Here is a 16,641-nt window from a genome sequence, read left to right on the forward strand (position 1 = left end):
GGTCTGGGAGCCCTGTCGATGTATCTCTTCGTGTCGATCCTCTACTGCCTCGTCTGCGCGTTCCTGATCTTCGTCGTGCTGCTCCAGCAGGGGCGCGGCGGCGGCATGGGCTCGGCGTTCGGTGGCAGCAGCCAGACCGTCTTCGGCGGTGCGGGCGCAGGCAACATCCTCACGCGGATCACCTCGATCTGCGCGGGGCTGTTCATGGTGCTCAGCGCGCTGCTCGCGTACATGTCGTCGGGCAGCGACTCGACCCTCGAGGACGTGACGCGCGAGATCGAAGAGCGTCAGAGCGCCGAGGTGACGGCCGAGGAAGAGCCCGGCGAGCCCGCGCCCGAGGCGGGCGAGACCCCGGCGGCGGCCGAGGGCGTGCCGACCGAGGACACGGTCGACCCCGACGGGCTCGAGGGTGATCCCCAGACCGGCCAGCCGATGGAGGTCGCGCCGAGCGAGGGCAGCTCGGATCCCGCGGCGGCGTCGCCGACGGCGATCGCCCCGAGCGCGGAAGCGCCTGCGGCCGAGCCCGCTGCGGAGCCCGCGCCGGCGGCAGAGCCCGCGCCCGCGGCCCCTGCGGCCGAGCAGCCTGCCGCAGAGCAGCCCGCGACGCCCTGAACGGTTCGCGCGCCCGAAACGACGGCGTCAGCTCGAGAGAGCTGGCGCCGTTCGCGTTCCGTCCCCGCGCAGCCCGTTCAGTCGGGCATCGGAATGGGACGCGACGACTCGAGCGCGATCAGCGCGCGCTCCGCGGCCTGCATGTAGTCCGCGTGCCCGTGCTCCGCGGCGAGCCGCAGCACCTCGCGCAGCGCCGCCCTCGCCTCCTCGGGCTCACCGCGCGCCTGGTCGATCATCGCGAGGTAGTAGCGACCTTGCACGAGGTCCCAGACGAGCCCGCGCGCATCCGCGAAGTCGTTGGCGTCGACCACGTGGCGACGCCCTTCTTCGCTCCCGAAGCGCATCGCGTCGATGAACCCGAGGATGCGCATGTCGCCCATCATCAGGCTCTCGTAGCCGTGATCGCGCGCGAGCTCGTACGAGTAGCGCAGCGACGCGAACGCGCGCTTGTAGTCGCCGAGCCGGAGGTGCGCCTCACCGACGTTGTGCGCGTTGACCGCGGCCTCGTAGGTGAAGCCGTACTCCTTCGCGAGCTCGAGCGCGCGCTCGCCCACTTCGATCGACGCCGCGTAGTCGCGCGCGAAGAAGTGCACGAGCGACTCCATCTTCAAGAGCTCGCACTCGGTGAAGCGATCGATGCGCGCCTCGGTGAGCCGCCGCGCCTCCGCGAGCGCACCGAGCGCCGCCTGACGGTTGCCGGTCGACGAGTACGCGAGCGCGAGCGGCACGAGGCAGCGCACCTGGGCCTCGACGTCCGACGTCTCGCGCGAGAGCGTGAGCGCCTGCTCGAAGAAGTGGATGCCACCGCGGTGATCGCCGAGGCGCATGCACGACTCCGCGGTCGCGAGGACGATGTCGCGGAAGAGCGCGCGATCGTCGAGCTGACGCGCGATGTCGCCCGCGCGATCGAGCCAACGCCGCCCTTCGTCGACACGGTGGGCCGCGACCAGCAGTCGGCCGCGCAACAGCGAGAGGCGCGCGATCCAGTCGCGCCGATCGAGCGCCTCCGCGAGCTCGACGCCGCTCGCCATGCGCGTGATGCCGCGGTCGAGCGCGCGCGCCTTCCAGCACAGCTCGCCGATGCGCTTGTAGAGGGCGAGCATGCGCTCGCGATCCGGCACCGCCATCTGCGAGAGCAGATCGATCGCGCGCTCGAACGCCTGCACCGCGCCTTCGTGCGCGAGCTCGGCGACCATGCGATCGCCCGCGCGCACCAGGTACTCGACGGCCTTCGCGCGATCACCGGCCTCGCGCCAGTGCGACGCGAGCCGCTCCGCGAGCTCGTCGAGGCGCTGCGGATGGAGGCGCTCCAGCGATGCCGCGACGGCGCCGTGGATCTCGCGTCGCGTCTCGAGGGTCAGCCCTTCGCGCAGCACCTCGCCGACGAGATCGTGCGCGAACGCGAGCTCGGTCGCGCCTGCACGGGCGACGAGGCCGCGCCCCTCGAGCACCGCGAACGCCTCGCTCACGACCGCGACCTCTTCGCCCGCGACGTCCGCGACGAGCTCGGCGTGGAAGCGCGCGCCCGCGACCGCGGCGATCTGCAGGAAGTGGCGGTCCGCGACGCCGAGCCGCGAGAGGCGCGCTCCGACGATGCCGCGGAGCGTCTTCGGGACCTCGACCTCGGCGACCTCGGGCCGGTAGATCACGCGCCCCGAGCGGATCTCGACGGCGCCCGCGTCGGTGAGCGCCTTCACGTACTCCTCGACGTAGAGCGGGTTGCCCGCGCTCTTGCCGGTCACCTCGCGCAGCAGATCGATCGGCACCTCTTCCGCGGCGAGGCGCGTCGCGGTGAGCCGCGCGATGTCGTCGTCGCTCATCGGTCCGATCGTGAGCTCGTGGTACGTCGGCGCGCCCTGCCATCCGTGCACGAAGCCCGGGCGGTACGCGAGCACCACGGCGATGCGCGCCTCGCGTCCGTCGCGGATCAGCGCGTCGAGCAGCATCTGCGACTCGTCGTCGAGCGACTCCGCGGAGTCGAACGCGAACACGGTCAGGCGATCCTGCGCGAGCTTCAGCGCGACGCGCCCGATCGCGGGGCGTAGCGCGCGCACCAGCGGATCGGATCCCTCGGGCAGCGGTCCTGCGCCGAGCGCCGCGCCGATCGCGGCGACGTCCTGCTGCACGAGACCGAGCTCACGCAGTCGTCCGACCTTCGCGTCGCGCTCGTGATCGGGCTCGAACTCGTCGACGCCGAGCACCACACGCATGATCTCGGTGATGCCCGAGAGCGGCACGGTGCGTCCGTGGCGCGCGCACGTCGCGATGTACATGCCGACGTCGTGGCCGCCGAGCTTCAGGCGACGGCGCGTCTCGAGCAGCAGGCGCGTCTTGCCGACGCCCGCTTCGCCCGCGAGGCCGAGCATCTTGAGCTTGCCGCGGTTCGCGAGCGCGAGGATCTCGCCCATCTGCCGCAGCTCTTCGCGGCGCCCGACGAACTTGCCCGATGCGTCGGGGAGATCGCGCTCTTCCTCGAGCAGGTGCGGCGGATCGTCGCCGTCGCCGTGAGGCAGCGTGAGGAAGAGGCCCGCGATGATGCGCTGGGCCGCGGGCGAGACGAGGACCTGCCGCGTCGCCGCGCGCGATGCGAGCGTGCGCGTGCTGTCGAGCAGCCGCTCGAAGGCCTCGTCGCGAATGGGCTCGCCCGCGAGATCGACGAGGATGCGCCCGCAGTCGATCGCGATCTGCACCGGCACGTCGGGCGTGCCGGTCTGCGTGCCGGTCGCGGCCGCGCGCACGAGGCGCAGCGCGCACCGCGCCGCCGACTCCGAGTCGCGCCCGTCGGGGTCGCGCACGCCGAAGAGCAGCGCGACCGCGGGCACGTCGAGCGCGCGCGGGGGCTCGTCGATGCGCACGCCGCCGTAACGACGCGCGAGCCGCTCGACGACCTCGTCGGCGACGAACGACGCCGACTCCGAGCGCATCACGAGCACCGTGACGTCGCGACGCTCCGCGGTCGGACGCGCGACCCCGGTGCTGCCGCGACGCGGCTGCGACTCCGATCCGCTGCTCGACGGACCGCTGCGGGTGGCACGCGAGAACGGCACCTGCACCGGCGTCGCCGGCGGCGCGTACGCGCCCTTGCTGCCCTCCTCGTCGAACATCGCGCGCAGGCGCGCGGCGTCGCGCTCCTGCTCGTGCGCCTGGCTCACCTCGCGCAGGTCCTGGAGGTATCGCGCGAGGTCGTGCCCTCCCACGCGGCGACCGCTCGCGTAGAGGAACTGCACGAGATCTTCGTACAGACGTCCCGCGTTCGCGTGGCGCAGCTCGGGCTGCGGCGCGAGCGCGCGATCGACGATCGCCGCGAGCTCGTCGGGCACGTCGGGCACGACCGTCTTGAGGGGCGGCGCGTCCCCCTCGCGCACCCGGCGCAGCGTCTCGTACGCCGACTCGTGCTGGAACGGACTCTCTCCGCTCAGCGCCTCGAAGAGCACGATGCCGAGCGCGTAGAGATCGGTGCGCGAGTCGACGTTCTCACCGCGCGCCTGCTCGGGGCTCATGTACGCGTACTTGCCCTTGAGCACGCCCTCGTCGGCCGCGTCGTCGGCGATCGTCTTCGCCTTCGCGATGCCGAAGTCGGTGAGCTTCACCTCGCCTTCGAACGAGAGCAGCACGTTCTGCGGCGACACGTCGCGATGCACGATGTGCAGCGGGCGCAGGCTCGCGTCGCGGCGTCGATGCGCGTAGTCGAGCCCCTTCGCGAGCTCGCTGACGACGAACACCGCGAGCTCCTGCGAGAGCGGGCGCCTGTAGCGCGCACCGCGGCGCAGCACCGTCGCGAGGTCGTAGCCCGCGACGTACTCCATCGCGATGAAGTAGGTCTCGTCGGCGCGCCCGAGGTCGAACACCTGCACGATGTTCGCGTGCGAGAGCGTGACCGCGATCTTCGCCTCGTTGATGAACATCTCGACGAAGCGAGGGTTGCGGCTCAGCTCCGGCAGGATGCGCTTGATGACGAGGATCTTCTCGAAGCCCTCGACGCCGTGGGACTTCGCTTTGAACACCTCGGCCATGCCGCCGCGCGCGAGCAGCTGCAGCAGCTGGTACTTGCCGTAGACGACGGGGGCGAGCTCGGGCGGCGGCATCGGAAGCGCGGTCGCGGCCGAGGGTCGTCGCGCGATGCGATCCCCCCGAATCCGATCGAATGAGCATACCGCAAACGCCTCTGCGGATCGCCAGTTCTCGTGTCGCGTGCGATGCGATCAGGAGGCGCTGGCGGCCACCGCGGCGCCCTCGCCCGACACCGTGCCCTCGTTCTCGTCGAGGAACTGCAGGTGATGGAGGCGCGCGTAGAGGCCGCCTTTCGCGATCAGCTCGTCGTGGGTGCCGACCTCGGCGATCCGGCCACGGTGCATAACGACGATCCGGTCAGCATTTCGGATGGTCGAGAGCCGGTGCGCGATGACCAGCGACGTACGGCCGCGGAGCAGCGCCGCGACGGCGTGCTGGAGCCGCGCCTCGGTCTCGCTGTCGACGTTGGCGGTGGCCTCGTCGAGGATCAGGTACGGGCGATCGAGGTAGAGGGCGCGCGCGAACGCGAGCATCTGTCGCTCGCCCGCGCTGAAGTTCGCGCCGCGCTCGTCGATCTTCACGTGGAGGCCGCCGCGGCGCTCGACCATCGGCCACGCGCCGACGCGATGGAGGGCGTCCTCGACGCGCGCGACGTCGGGGCTCTCCGCGAACGCGCTCACGTTCTCCAGGATCGTCCCCGAGAACAGGAAGACGTCCTGGGGCACCACCGCGAAGCGGCTGCGCAGCGTGTCGGCGTGCAGCGCGCGCACGTCTTCGCGGTCGACGAGCACGTGCCCGCGCGTGACGTCGTAGAGGCGCAGCAGCAGCGCGGTGAGCGTGGTCTTGCCGGCGCCGGTCGCGCCCACGATCGCGATGGTCTCGCCGCGATGCACGTCGAGATCGAGATCGCGCACCACGGGATGCCCCGCGCGATACGCGAACTCGACGTCGCGGAACGCGAGCGCGACGTGGCTCGGAACGCTCGGCACCTCGCCCACGTCGAGCCCCTCGGGCGCGTCGCGCTCGTCCATGTCGAGCAGCGCGAACACGCGCTCCGACGCCGCGAGCGACGACTGCAGGATCGTGTACTTCTGCGAGAGCTCGCGGATCGGCACGAAGAAGCGCTGGATGTACTCGTAGAACGCGACGACCGTCCCGACGTACGCCGCGGACGACGTCGCATCGAGCACGCCGCTCCGCACCGACGCGTACCAGAGCACGAGCGCGACGGTGATCGCGGAGATCGACTCGACGATCGAGAAGAGCAGCGCGTCGTAGCGGATCGAGCGGTAGTTCGCGTCGCGGTGGTGCGCGTTGATCTCGCGGTACTCACCGAGGCAGTCGCGCTCGCGACCGAACGCCTGCACGATCGCGATGCCCTGCACCTGCTCCGCGACGTACGCGTTGAGCTGCGCGATGGTCGCGCGGATCTCGCGGAAGGCCTCGCGCATGCGCTTGCGGATCGCGTTCACCGCGAGGGCGAGCGGAGGCAGCGCGCAGCACACGACGAGCGTGAGCCGCACGTCGAGGTAGAGCATGAAGCAGACGATGCCGACGAGCATGACGACGTCGGCGACCGCGAGCACCGCGCCCGATGCGAAGAGCTCGCCCATCGCGTCGGAGTCGTTGGTCACGCGCGTGACCACGCGACCGACCGGCGTCTTGTCGAGGTACGCGAGCGGGAGGCGCTGCACCTTCTCGTAGGTCGCGGCGCGCAGATCCGCGATGGTGCGCTGACCGCCGAGCTGCAGCGCGTACTGCTGCGCGAAGCGCGCGACGAAGTCGACGAGCACCGCGATGCCGAAGAAGAGCGTGACGCGACCGAGGATGCTCGCGCTGCGGTCGACGAGCGCGGCGTCGATCGCATCGCGGATGAAGAGCGGCTGCACGAGCCCCGCGATCGCGCTCACCGGCACGAGCAGGAACGTGATCGCGAAGAGCACCCAGTGATTGCGCGCCCAGGGCAAGAGGCGCTTCAGCAGCGCGAGGTCGTAAGTCTTCTCGCCGCCGCCCGACTCGAGCGGCGGACGGACGCGATCGCGCGTCGTCGTGGTGTCGCTGCTCATTGGAGGGCCGAGATCTCCCGCTCGAGGCGCTGCCGCGCCGCGAGCCGCGCGTAGAGCCCGTCCTTCGCGACGAGCTCGTCGTGCGTGCCGTGCTCCACCACGCGCCCGTGATCGAGCACCACGATGCGATCGGCGCGCGCCGCCGCTGCGATGCGATGGGTGACGAGCACCAGCGTGCGCCCCTCCGCGGCGCGCTCGAGTGCTTCGAGGATCGCGGTCTCGGTGCGCGCATCGACGGCGCTCATCGGGTCGTCGAGCACCAGCACGCGCGGGTCGTTCAGGAGCGCGCGCGCGAGCGCGAGGCGCTGCTTCTGGCCGCCCGAGAGCTGCACGCCGCGCTCGCCGACGACCGTCGCGAAGCCCTCGGGCATCGCCTCGATCTCGTCGAGCACGCAGGCCTCGCGCGCCGCGTGGCGGATGCGCTCGTGCGCTTCGGGCGCATCGGGATCGTCGAGCGCGAACGCGAGGTTCTTCTCGACCGTCGTCGAGAACAAGAAGGGCTCCTGCTGCGCGTAGCCGACGCGATCACGAAGGTCGCGCAGCTGCAGGTGCGTGACGTCGTCGCCGTCGAGGAAGACGCGCCCCTCGGGGGTCGGCAAGAGGCGCGGGAGGAGCGCGGCGAGCGTGCTCTTGCCGCTGCCGGTCGCACCGACGACCGCGAGGCGACCGCCCGCGGGCACCTCGAACGCGACGTCCTCGAGCACGCGGCGCTCCTGGTACGCGAACGTGAGCCCGTCGACGCGCAGCGCGCCCTCGTGCCCCGCGCGCTTCGCGTCCGGTGCCTCGCGCACGTCGGGCATGCTCTCGAGGATCTCGCCCACCCGCGCATACGAGGCGCGGCCGCGCTGGAGGATCGAGAGGATGTAGCCGAAGGCCAGCGTGGGCCAGAGCAGCTGACCGAGGTACGCGTTGAACGCCGCGAACTCGCCGACGGTGAGCGACCCCTCGAGCACCATCGCGCCGCCCTGCCACACGACGATGAGCGTGCCGATCGACGAGAGTCCGAAGAGCACCGGCCACATGAGCCCGCGCAGCGTGACGAGCTCCATGTTGCGATCGACCGCCTCGGCGTTGACCTTCGCGAAGCGCTCGCGCTGGTGCGGCTCGAGCCCGAGCGAGCGCACGAGGCGCGCGCCCGCGACGTCCTCCTGCACGCGCTCCGCGAGCTTGCCGATCACCTGCTGCGCCGCGCTGCTGCGCTTGTAGAGAGCGCGCGCGAAGCCCGCCGACGAGAGCGCGATGAACGGGTACGGGATGAGCGCGAGCAGCGTGAGGCGCGGCGAGGTCGCGAACATCAGCGTGATCGCCGCGACGAACGCGAGGATCGAATTCACGACGTTGAGCCCCGCGAAGCCGACGAGCAGTCGCACCTGCGCGAGATCGTTCGTCGCGCGGCTCATGATCTCGCCCACCGACATGTGCCGGAAGAACGAGGGGCCGAGCGCGTGCAGTCGCTCGAGCAGCGCGTTGCGGAGGTCGTACTCGACGTCGCGACCGACGTTGAAGATCTGGATGCGCGAGGCGGTGCGCACCACCCACGCGCCGGTGGCGAGCCCGATGACCCAGAGCGCCATCTGCTGCACCTGGGCGAGCTGATCGGCGCGCAGCGCGTCGAGCCCGAGGCGCAGCATCCACGGGATCGCCTTCTCGGCGGCTTGCGTGAGCAGGAGCAGCGTGAAGCCGAACGCGAGACGCCTCGCGTAGGGCCTCACGGTCTCGCTCAGCGTTGGCGCTCGCGCGCTCGTCGATTGATCGGGACCGGCCACGGGGCGCGGTCTCTTTGGCACCGGCGCTCCGAAACGGCAATCCCTGCCTCGACGGAAGGACAGAGCCCCGCAGCGCGCACATCCGCACTGCGGGGCCCCATCGAGATCACCTCAGCGGCGACGACGTGCGCGCCACGTCGCGAGCGCCGCGAGCAGCCCGATCGCGAGGAGACCGCCGCGCGCGCCCTCACCGCGGCCCGGCGCGCTGCATCCGCATCCGCCGCTCGACGGCGGGCGGCAGATCGACACGCTCGGATCGTCGGTCGCGACGCACGAGAACCCGTCGGGGCACGGCGCACCGAGGTTGCAGATGCGCGTGCAGTACGACTCCTCGTCCTCCACCGCGCAGATGCCGCCGAGGCAGTCCGCGTTGGTGCCGCACTCGCTGCCGAGGCCACCGGTGTCGGGCACGCACACCGAGGTCTCGCCCGCCGCGAGGCAGCTGAAGCCGCTCGGGCACGGCGCGCCCTCACCGCAGCGATCGGTGCAGAACGAGTCGCCCTCGAGCATCGCGCACAGGCGCGACGTGCAGTCCGTCTCGACCTCGCAGGGATCACCGAGCGAGCCCGAGCGCTGGCACGAGCCACAGCCCGACACCGCTCCGACCTGGCAGGCGAAGCCTTCCGCGCAGCCGCTCGCACCACCGGGTGCGCACGGCGTCGAGCAGCGCCCGTTCGCGCAGTAGAGCGACGCGCACTCGGTCGCGGCACCGCACGCCTCGCCGATCGCGCGCGATCCCGCAGTGCCCTGCACGCACACGCCCGCGGCGCCGCAGCTGCCGGTCGCCTCGCCGCTGCAGTACCAGCCGCCCGGGCACGACGTCGGGCTCAGCCAGTCGCACGACTGCGAGCAGCGACCCGCGAAGCAGAGGCCCGACTGGCACTCGGTGCTCGCGCCGCAGTCCGCTCCGATCGCGCCACCGGTGGTCGGACGCGCCTCGCACATGCGGGTGGTCGTGTTGCAGCGCTGGGTCGCCGAGCACTGCGAGTCCGACGTGCAGCCCGACGACGACGTGCTGCAGGTCGGCGTGCTGCCGACGAACCGCGCGCAGAAGCTGCCGGCGGTCCCGACGTTCACGCAGACGTCCCCGCCGCACTGCGCGTTCGTGGTGCACGGAGTCCCGCAGTACGCGGCGTCGTCGCTGTAGCCGAGGCACGCGTTGCCGGCGGCGCAGTCTCCGCCGGTCGTGCAGGGCGAGCACATCCCGCCGTCACCGCCGCCCGTCATCGTCACGCAGGTGCCGCCCTCGCAGACCTGGCCCGAGGGGCAGCCCGTCGTCGTGCAGTCCGACGTGCCGCTGCGCGGATAGAGCGCGCAGATGCCGTTCTGATCGTCGGTGCGCAACGAGAGCGTGCCGCCCGAGTACGCGTAGTACATGACCGCGCTCGAGTCCGACGAGTGATCGAGGCCGTAGTAGTGCCCCGCCTCGTGCAGCACGATCGAGTACGCGTTCACGCGGTTGCCCGATCCCGGACCGGTCGACCACGTGTAGTTCACGCCGTTGAGCATCATGTCGGCGCGGAAGATCTGCGATCCCGAGTACTGCGGGATCGTCACGCCGATCGCGTTCGCGTCGAAGCCGCGCTCGCCCCACCCGCTCTCGAGCCAGCCGACGGTGTTCGCGCTGTCGCGCTCCGACGGGACGCGCGAGACCGCGCCGAGATAGTTGGTGGTCAAACTGGTGCACGACACGCGCGACCAGTCGTCCATGCCCTGGCGCACGATCGTCTCGCTCATCGCGAACCCGCCGAGATCGGGCGAGCCCGCGTTGTTGAGCTCGTACGGCGCAGCGGTGCGCCAGACGGGACGCTGGGACGTGAGCGGAGCCCACGCCGAAGCCCGGTGCGCGACGAGCGCGCCCAGCGCGATCACCAGGGTGATCGCGGCGAGGTGGCGGCGGCTCATCGCGCACCTCCGCCCAGCGCGCGGCCGGTGGTCGGGTCGTTCTCGATCTGCTCGAGCGTCGCGCGGACGTACGCGAGGAAGTCGTCGAGGCGCATCGCGCGCACGCCACCGTGCTCGATCGCCATCGGACCGCTCGCCCACGTCGCGAACCCGACCGACGTGGTGTCGCGCACCACGACGTCGTCCGCGCCGGCGAACCCACGGAGGATCGAGAAGCGCCCCTGCACCATCGCGTACGTGCGCAGCGCGCCGTCGGGCGTGCGACGCAGGAACACGACGACCTCGTCGCCGCGCGTGTACTCGGGCGTGCCCGCGATGCGCGTCGAGACGATGTCGGTCTCACCGCCCAGCTCGTCGATGCGCACGAGCTCGCCGCCCGAGCCCTTCACCCACTCGCGCACGCGGAGCGTGGTGATCGTGTGCGGCTCTGCGCCGCCCGAGGGCGACATCACGAGACGCGCGCCGACGTTCTCCACGACACCGACGACGATCGCGTCCGCGTCGCGCACCATCGCCTCGAGCGGCACCTCGACCATCACGGTCGCGCGCGCCCGTGGCTGGAAGACTGTGGCCGCGACCACGATCGACAGAGCGGCGAGCGCGATGCGCGCCCCCGCCCAACGCAAGCTCCCCATCACGCCCTCCACGACATCCTCGCGGGCGCCGTCGTCGCCCGGAGGAAATGCGGGGCGGAACTCTATCAACTCCGTCAAGCGGAGCGAGAGCGTGTCCGCTCACTGCACGATCCGCGCGATCAGGCCCCCGCGCGCGCGGAGAGAAGAGCACCGCGCTCGATGACGCCCCAGCTCTTGTGGTTCTTGCCCGCGAGCTGCGTGAGACCGAGCGCCTCGTAGAGCCCGGGGATGGCCATGAGCACGCCGGGCGCGGCGCGCAGCGCCTTCTCGAGCGCGTCACGCACCTCGGGCAGCGGGCGATCGCCGGGGATCAGCAGCTTGCCGAACACGGCGCGATGCTCGGTGGGCGCCTCGTGCTCGTGCTTGGTGAGCACCTCACCGGCCGCGCAGCGCGCGCAGACCTGCTCGACGCGCTGGCCGTGGACGTAGAGCACCACGCCCTCGGGGAGCTGCTCCCCGAGCGCCCTCACCTGCCCGTCGGTCTGCTCGAGCGCGAGGAAGCGGAAGCGACGCTCGTCGCCGGGCTTGAGCACGGCGAGCATCGGAAAGACGGGCACGGCGCGACCCTCGTGGGGGATCGTGCCGGTCGGCGCCGCGTCCCAGAGCACGACGTCGCCCCAGTCGGCGATCGCCTCGCGGAACGTCGGGCTCCGCACGACGCCGTGGAGCGGCGAGAGCGGCTGGACCCAGACCCGCTCGAACGACGCGGCTGCGTCGGGCACGAACGCCGCGAGGCCGTGCCCGGGGCCACGGGTGGGCACGCGGAGCTGCGCGGCGGGCAGGTCGGGCACGAAGGGCAGGCGCTCGGGGGCGGCCTCTGCGGCGAGCCCCAGGGCGCGCAGGGCCGCGGCGGCCTCCTCGCCCTCCCCGGCGCCGATCGCGGCACCTGCGAGGTGGAAGAGCACCGGGCGCCGCTCTCCGAGCTTCTCGCGCGCCTTGCGGAACGCGAGGAGCGCGGCGCGGAAGCGCCCCGCCCACTTGTGGCAGAGCCCGAGGTCGACGAGCCACTCGCCGCGGGCGCCGTGGCGCGCGATCGCGCGCTCGAAGGCAGCGACGGCGTCGGCGTCACGCGCCGGGCCGAGGCGTCGCAGCGCGTTCGCGTACGCGATGGTGAGCGCGCCGCCGCGATCGGCGTCCGCCGACGCCTCGGACGAGAGCGCCGCGAGCAGCTTTTCCGCGTGCCGCGCGGCCACCGTCGCGGCGCCTTCGCCGATCGCCGGCTCGTCGAGGGGACGCCGCTCGTCGACACGCACGAGCGCAGTGATCGCGGCCGCCGCGAGCGCCGGGTCGGCGGCGCCGAAACGATCGAGGATCGCGGTCAGGTCCTCCACCGCGCCCGGCCGCGAGGGCGACGCCTGCAGGAGCACCGCCCACGCGGAGGCGACCTCGGGGTCGCGCGTCAGCGCCGCGCGGAACGGTTCGAGGTGGGACCAGGCGGCGTCGGCGCTGCGCTCGGCGAGCGCGCGCTGCATGGCGGCCTCGAGCTCGGTGGGCTTGGAGGACATCGAGGTCCGCGAGTATGGGGCGGGGCCTGGGCCCCGCCACCCGCGGTCCTCGTCAATGTTGAAGCGTGGCCGTCGTCTCGCCGCTCAGCACGCCGGGCCCGACCGTGACCGTCAGCCGGACCACGTCCCCGGCGCGATGCGCGGCGATGGCGGTGCGCAGCTCGTCGACGTTGCGCACCGGCACGCCGTCGACCGCGGTGATGATGTGCCCGGTCCACGCGACGCCGAGACGCGCGACGAGCGGGGGCGGCGGCTCGGCCGCGCCGAGCAGGCCCGCGCGCTGCGCCGCCGAGCCCGGCATCGTGCGCTGCACGCGCACGCCGACGTAGCCGCCCTGATCCCAGTTCTCACCGACGACACCGAGATCCATCTGCTGCGCGGGCGCGGGGTCCGGCGGGGTCGGCGTCGCGGCGGTGGTCGTGGTGGTGGTGGTCGTCGTCGTGGTCGTCGACGTGCTGGCGGTCGCGGTCGCGCCACGGCGCGTCTCGCGCACTCGGTCGAGCACCTCGGACACGTAGTTCGCGGGCACCGCGAAGCCGATGCCGTGCGAGCCGCCGGTGCGCGAGAGGATCGCGGTGTTGACGCCGATCACGCGGCCGCGGCGATCCACCAGCGGGCCGCCGGAGTTGCCGGGGTTGATCGGCGCGTCGGTCTGGATGAGACGGCGCGCCATGCCGCCGCCGATGCCCGGCACGTCGCGGCGCGCGCTGACGATGCCCTGGGTGAGCGTGCCGTCGAGCCCGAACGGCGAGCCGAACGCGAGCACGGTCTGACCGACCTCGACGCGATCCGAGTCGGTGAGCTCGAGCGGCGGCGAGGGCACCGTCCCGCCCTGCACCTCGAGGATCGCGAGGTCGTGGCTGGGATCGATCTCGATGATCGACGCGCTCAGCGTGGTGCCGCTCCCGAAGCGCACCTGGACGCGACCGCCGCGCCCTCCGCCCGCCTCGACGACGTGCGCGTTGGTGATGATCCAGCGCTCGCGCCCGACCACGAAGCCCGATCCGCTCGAGGGACCCGCGACGACCGTCACGGTGCTCTGCTGGAGGCGCCGCGCGATCGCGATGCGGCGCTCCTCGGTCATCGCCTGCGCGTCGGCGTGCGCGGGCAGGAGCGTGGTGAGGACGGCCGCCGCGGGCGCGCACGCGCCGAGGACGAGGGCGAGCGTGCGAGCCTTCCAACTGTCGATGCGGCGGCCAGGCGCGGTCATTCCAAACCTCCGGAGATGGTTCCCCACGGACACCGCGCGAGGCCTCCGCTTTGGGCCGCCCCGGGGCTCCTCGACACGACAAGCGTACGCCGTTCCAAGTTCCCGCGCTCCCTGTCCCGACGAGCAGGAGACGCGCCGCAGTCGCGACCAGGTGACAGAGCGCTCTTGACCTGGACGCCCGCGCCCCGATAGACGGGCGTGGCATGGCGGACGATCTCGGCGCGCGACTGCTCCGCGCGGGGTTGGTCACCCGGGATCAGCTCGCCGAGACGTTGGCCACCGCGCCGGCGCACGGAGGCGCGCTCGTCGCGGCGCTGGTCTCGCGTGGGGTCCCGGAGGACGCCATCGCCGGGTTTTTCCTGGCCGACGGATTCGGGCCGCTGATGGAGGCGGACGACCTCGCCAAGGCCGATCCCGGCGCGCGGCGACGGCTCTCGGGCGCGATGGCGGCGGACCTCCTGGCGATGCCGGTGCGCTCCAGCCCGGCGGGGCTCGTGGTCGCGATGGCCGCACCCTCGGATCGTCACGCGGTGCGCGAGATCGCGCGGGTCGTCGGCGGCGACGTCCTGCCGACCGTCGCGTGTGTGCGCGCGCTGCGTGCGGCGATCGGAGACGCGTACCCCGATCAGGCGAAGCAGGATGCCGCGGCCTCGGAGCCCTCGTTCGACGACCGCCCGACGATCATCGAGTCCGAGCCGCCGGTGCTGGAGCTGGTGCGGCGCCGGACGTCGGCCGAGACCCCGGCCGCCGGCAGCGCGCCGCTCGGCCCGCGGCTGATCGTAGACGACGACGAGCTGGCAGTGCCGCTGGTGCGCACCAAGCCGCAGCACACGCCGCCGCGCGGTGTGGACGCGGTGCCGGCCGCGACCGCGGCGAAGGTGGTGAGCAAGGCGTTCGGGCGCCCCGAGGGTGTGCGCCGGGTGCAGCTGCCTGCGGCGCCGGGGCGTCACGATCGTCGCGGGACCGCGGAGTATCCGGCGATCAAGGACGATCCCGAGCCGACCTCGACGCCCGCCCCTCCCGCATCGTCCTCGATGCCCGCAGCGGCGCCCGCCTCCACGCCCGCGAGCGCTCCGCGCGCGCCCACGCCGCGCCCGACGAGCATCGTGCCGCCGGAGCACGAGCGCTGGGACTTCGGTGGGCCGTCGAGCTCGTCGGCGCCCGCGCCGCCGCCTCCCAGAGCAGCGCCCAAGGTCGGACCGCGCGCCCGCAGCGAGCTCCCGAACGCGCGCTCGACGCTCCCCGAGGTCGGCACCGTGCTCGCCGCGATCCGGGGCGCGCCCGATCGCGACTCGGTGGTGCGCCTCGCGTGCGAGGGCGCGATCACCGTGGCGCGCACCGCCATCTTCCTCGCGCTGCGCAAGGGCGTGCTGAAGGGCTGGGAGGGCGCGGGCGGAGGGCTCACCCACGACGCGGTGCGCAACCTCTGGATCCCGACCACGAGCGCTTCGATGCTCAAGGACGTCGTGGAGCATCGCGAGGCGTACGTCGGGCCCTACGGGACCGCGGTGGCCGACGGGCTCTTCCGCGCGGCGGTCGGGAGCCGGGGCGGCGACGTCGCGCTGCACCCGGTGGTGGTCAGCGATCACGTCGTAGGCGTGCTCTGCGCGGACGACGTGCTCCCCGTGCCCATCGCGCGACAGCGCATCGAGCTCCTGGCGCACGCGGTGGGCGAGGCGTTCAAGCGGATCATCGTCGAGCGGAAGGGCTGACTGCGAGCCGGAGTGCTCGCCCCGCAGGTCCGAGCCGATCGTTCGACAGTCTCCGACCCCGGCGCTCACGCGAGCTGCGCGTCGTGGAGCGAGAGCGACGCGGCGTGCGAGCGCGCGCTCCGGAGCAGCGCGTCGAGCGCCTCGGTCGCGTCCGCGAATCGCGCGGCCGGGTCCCAGCGCAGACACCGAGCGATCACACGACCGAGCGCGCCGAGGGTCGAGCCCGCGAACGCTTGCTCGATCGCGGCATCGCCGAAGGAGACGATGTCGCGCGCGCGCTCCGAGACCGGATCGGGGCGCCTTCCGAGGAACATCTCGTGGAGGATCACGCCGAGCGAGAAGACGTCGGCCGGGGGCGTGTTGCCGCTCTCGTAGAGCGACTCCGGCGCCATGTAGCAGGGCGTTCCGATGATCACGCCCGACCGCGACGGATCGTTCGCGTCCGCGGCGCCGATGGGGCTCGCGAGACCGAAGTCGACGAGGCGAACGCGCGGCGAGTCGGGCTCCTGCTCGATGAGCACGTTTCCGGGCTTCAGGTCGCCGTGCACGAACCCACAGCGATGCACCGCGCGAACGGCGCGCACGACCTGGATCGCGAGATCGAGCGTCCGCGTGCGGTCGAGCGACGGATCGCGCAGCTCCTCGTCGAGCGAGCTCCCGTCGACCCACTCGAGCACGATCGCGGGCCCGGCCCTGCCCGTCTCGACCACGTCGAACACGCGCGGGACGCTCGGATCGTCGATCAGCGACATCGTCCTGGCCTCGGCGACCAGGCGCGCGACGAGGTCGTCCTGCGATCGGATGCGCTCGGACCGCGCGATCTTCAGGGCCACCTGGCGCTCGTGTCGCAGGTCTCGCGCGCGGAACACGACGCCCATTCCGCCGCGCCCCGCGACCTCGGCGACGAGGTAGCGACCCGCGACGACCATGCCCGGCCGCACCGGATCGTCGGGCCGCTCCGAGCGCCGGCGACGGGGCGCGACGCCGACCTCACCTCGAGCGACACGGCGATCGCGACCCGGCATCAGACGAGTCGTGATCTCGCTGTCGATCGCGTCCCTGCGAATCAGCGCGCGCAACGGCACCTCGAGTTGCTCGGCTCCCGTGGACCGAGCGAACGCTCGTCGGTCGCGACCGGTGTTCGTTCCACCTACGACTGGTGCCGATCGATTGGTGGAAAGGCTCGCTTTCGTCGTAACGAACGTGCGGTCCCGCACGT

10 protein-coding genes are annotated in these 16,641 nt (G+C 72.5%); 2 read left to right on the plus strand and 8 right to left on the minus strand.

Translation table 11 applies throughout. From position 1 onward, the window contains the following. Window positions 1–18 precede the first annotated feature (18 nt). Window positions 19–612 (plus strand): preprotein translocase subunit SecG, encoded by a 594-nt coding sequence (gene secG / locus I5071_RS12175; protein ID WP_236605601.1) that lies wholly within the window; start codon window positions 19–21, stop codon window positions 610–612. Between the two features lie 77 nt (window positions 613–689). Here secG and I5071_RS12180 read toward each other — a convergent pair whose 3' ends face one another. The 7 genes from I5071_RS12180 to I5071_RS12210 form a co-directional block, all read right to left on the minus strand. Further along, window positions 690–4,697 (minus strand): serine/threonine-protein kinase PknK, encoded by a 4,008-nt coding sequence (locus I5071_RS12180; RefSeq protein WP_236605602.1) that lies wholly within the window; start codon window positions 4,695–4,697, stop codon window positions 690–692. Window positions 4,698–4,814: 117 nt separating this feature from the next. After that, window positions 4,815–6,689, minus strand: coding sequence for an ABC transporter ATP-binding protein (locus tag I5071_RS12185; protein ID WP_236605603.1), 1,875 nt, complete (start codon window positions 6,687–6,689; stop codon window positions 4,815–4,817). Further along, window positions 6,686–8,401, minus strand: a complete 1,716-nt coding sequence (locus I5071_RS12190) for an ABC transporter ATP-binding protein (RefSeq protein ID WP_236605604.1) — start codon at window positions 8,399–8,401, stop codon at window positions 6,686–6,688. Before I5071_RS12190 ends, I5071_RS12185 begins: the two co-directional genes overlap by 4 nt. A 165-nt stretch (window positions 8,402–8,566) precedes the next feature. Further along, entirely contained in the window at window positions 8,567–10,132 is a 1,566-nt protein-coding gene (locus I5071_RS12195) for a matrixin family metalloprotease (protein WP_236605605.1), read from the minus strand. A 224-nt stretch (window positions 10,133–10,356) separates the two neighbouring features. Further along, window positions 10,357–10,995, minus strand: a complete 639-nt coding sequence (locus tag I5071_RS12200; protein ID WP_236605606.1) for a hypothetical protein — start codon at window positions 10,993–10,995, stop codon at window positions 10,357–10,359. A 119-nt stretch (window positions 10,996–11,114) separates the two neighbouring features. Then, window positions 11,115–12,500 carry a hypothetical protein gene (locus I5071_RS12205; RefSeq protein WP_236605607.1) on the minus strand — a complete coding sequence of 462 codons (1,386 nt, stop codon included), beginning with the start codon at window positions 12,498–12,500 and terminating at the stop codon, window positions 11,115–11,117. 52 nt (window positions 12,501–12,552) lie between these two features. Continuing rightward, the gene (locus tag I5071_RS12210; RefSeq protein WP_236605608.1) at window positions 12,553–13,710 is read right to left on the minus strand and encodes a S1C family serine protease; all 1,158 of its coding nucleotides are present in this window, start codon (window positions 13,708–13,710) and stop codon (window positions 12,553–12,555) included. Window positions 13,711–13,913: 203 nt separating this feature from the next. Here I5071_RS12210 and I5071_RS12215 point away from each other — a divergent pair, with 203 nt between their 5' ends. After that, a complete protein-coding gene (locus I5071_RS12215; protein WP_236605609.1) occupies window positions 13,914–15,422 on the plus strand; it encodes a hypothetical protein in 1,509 nt (502 codons plus the stop codon). Between the two features lie 65 nt (window positions 15,423–15,487). Here the strand turns inward: I5071_RS12215 and I5071_RS12220 are convergent, their stop codons facing one another. Next, window positions 15,488–16,639: a serine/threonine-protein kinase gene (locus I5071_RS12220; RefSeq protein WP_236605610.1), complete on the minus strand. Its 1,152-nt coding sequence runs from the start codon at window positions 16,637–16,639 to the stop codon at window positions 15,488–15,490. Window positions 16,640–16,641: the final 2 nt, after the last annotated feature.

This window comes from Sandaracinus amylolyticus, assembly GCF_021631985.1.
GTDB lineage: Bacteria > Myxococcota_A > Polyangia > Polyangiales > Sandaracinaceae > Sandaracinus > Sandaracinus amylolyticus_A.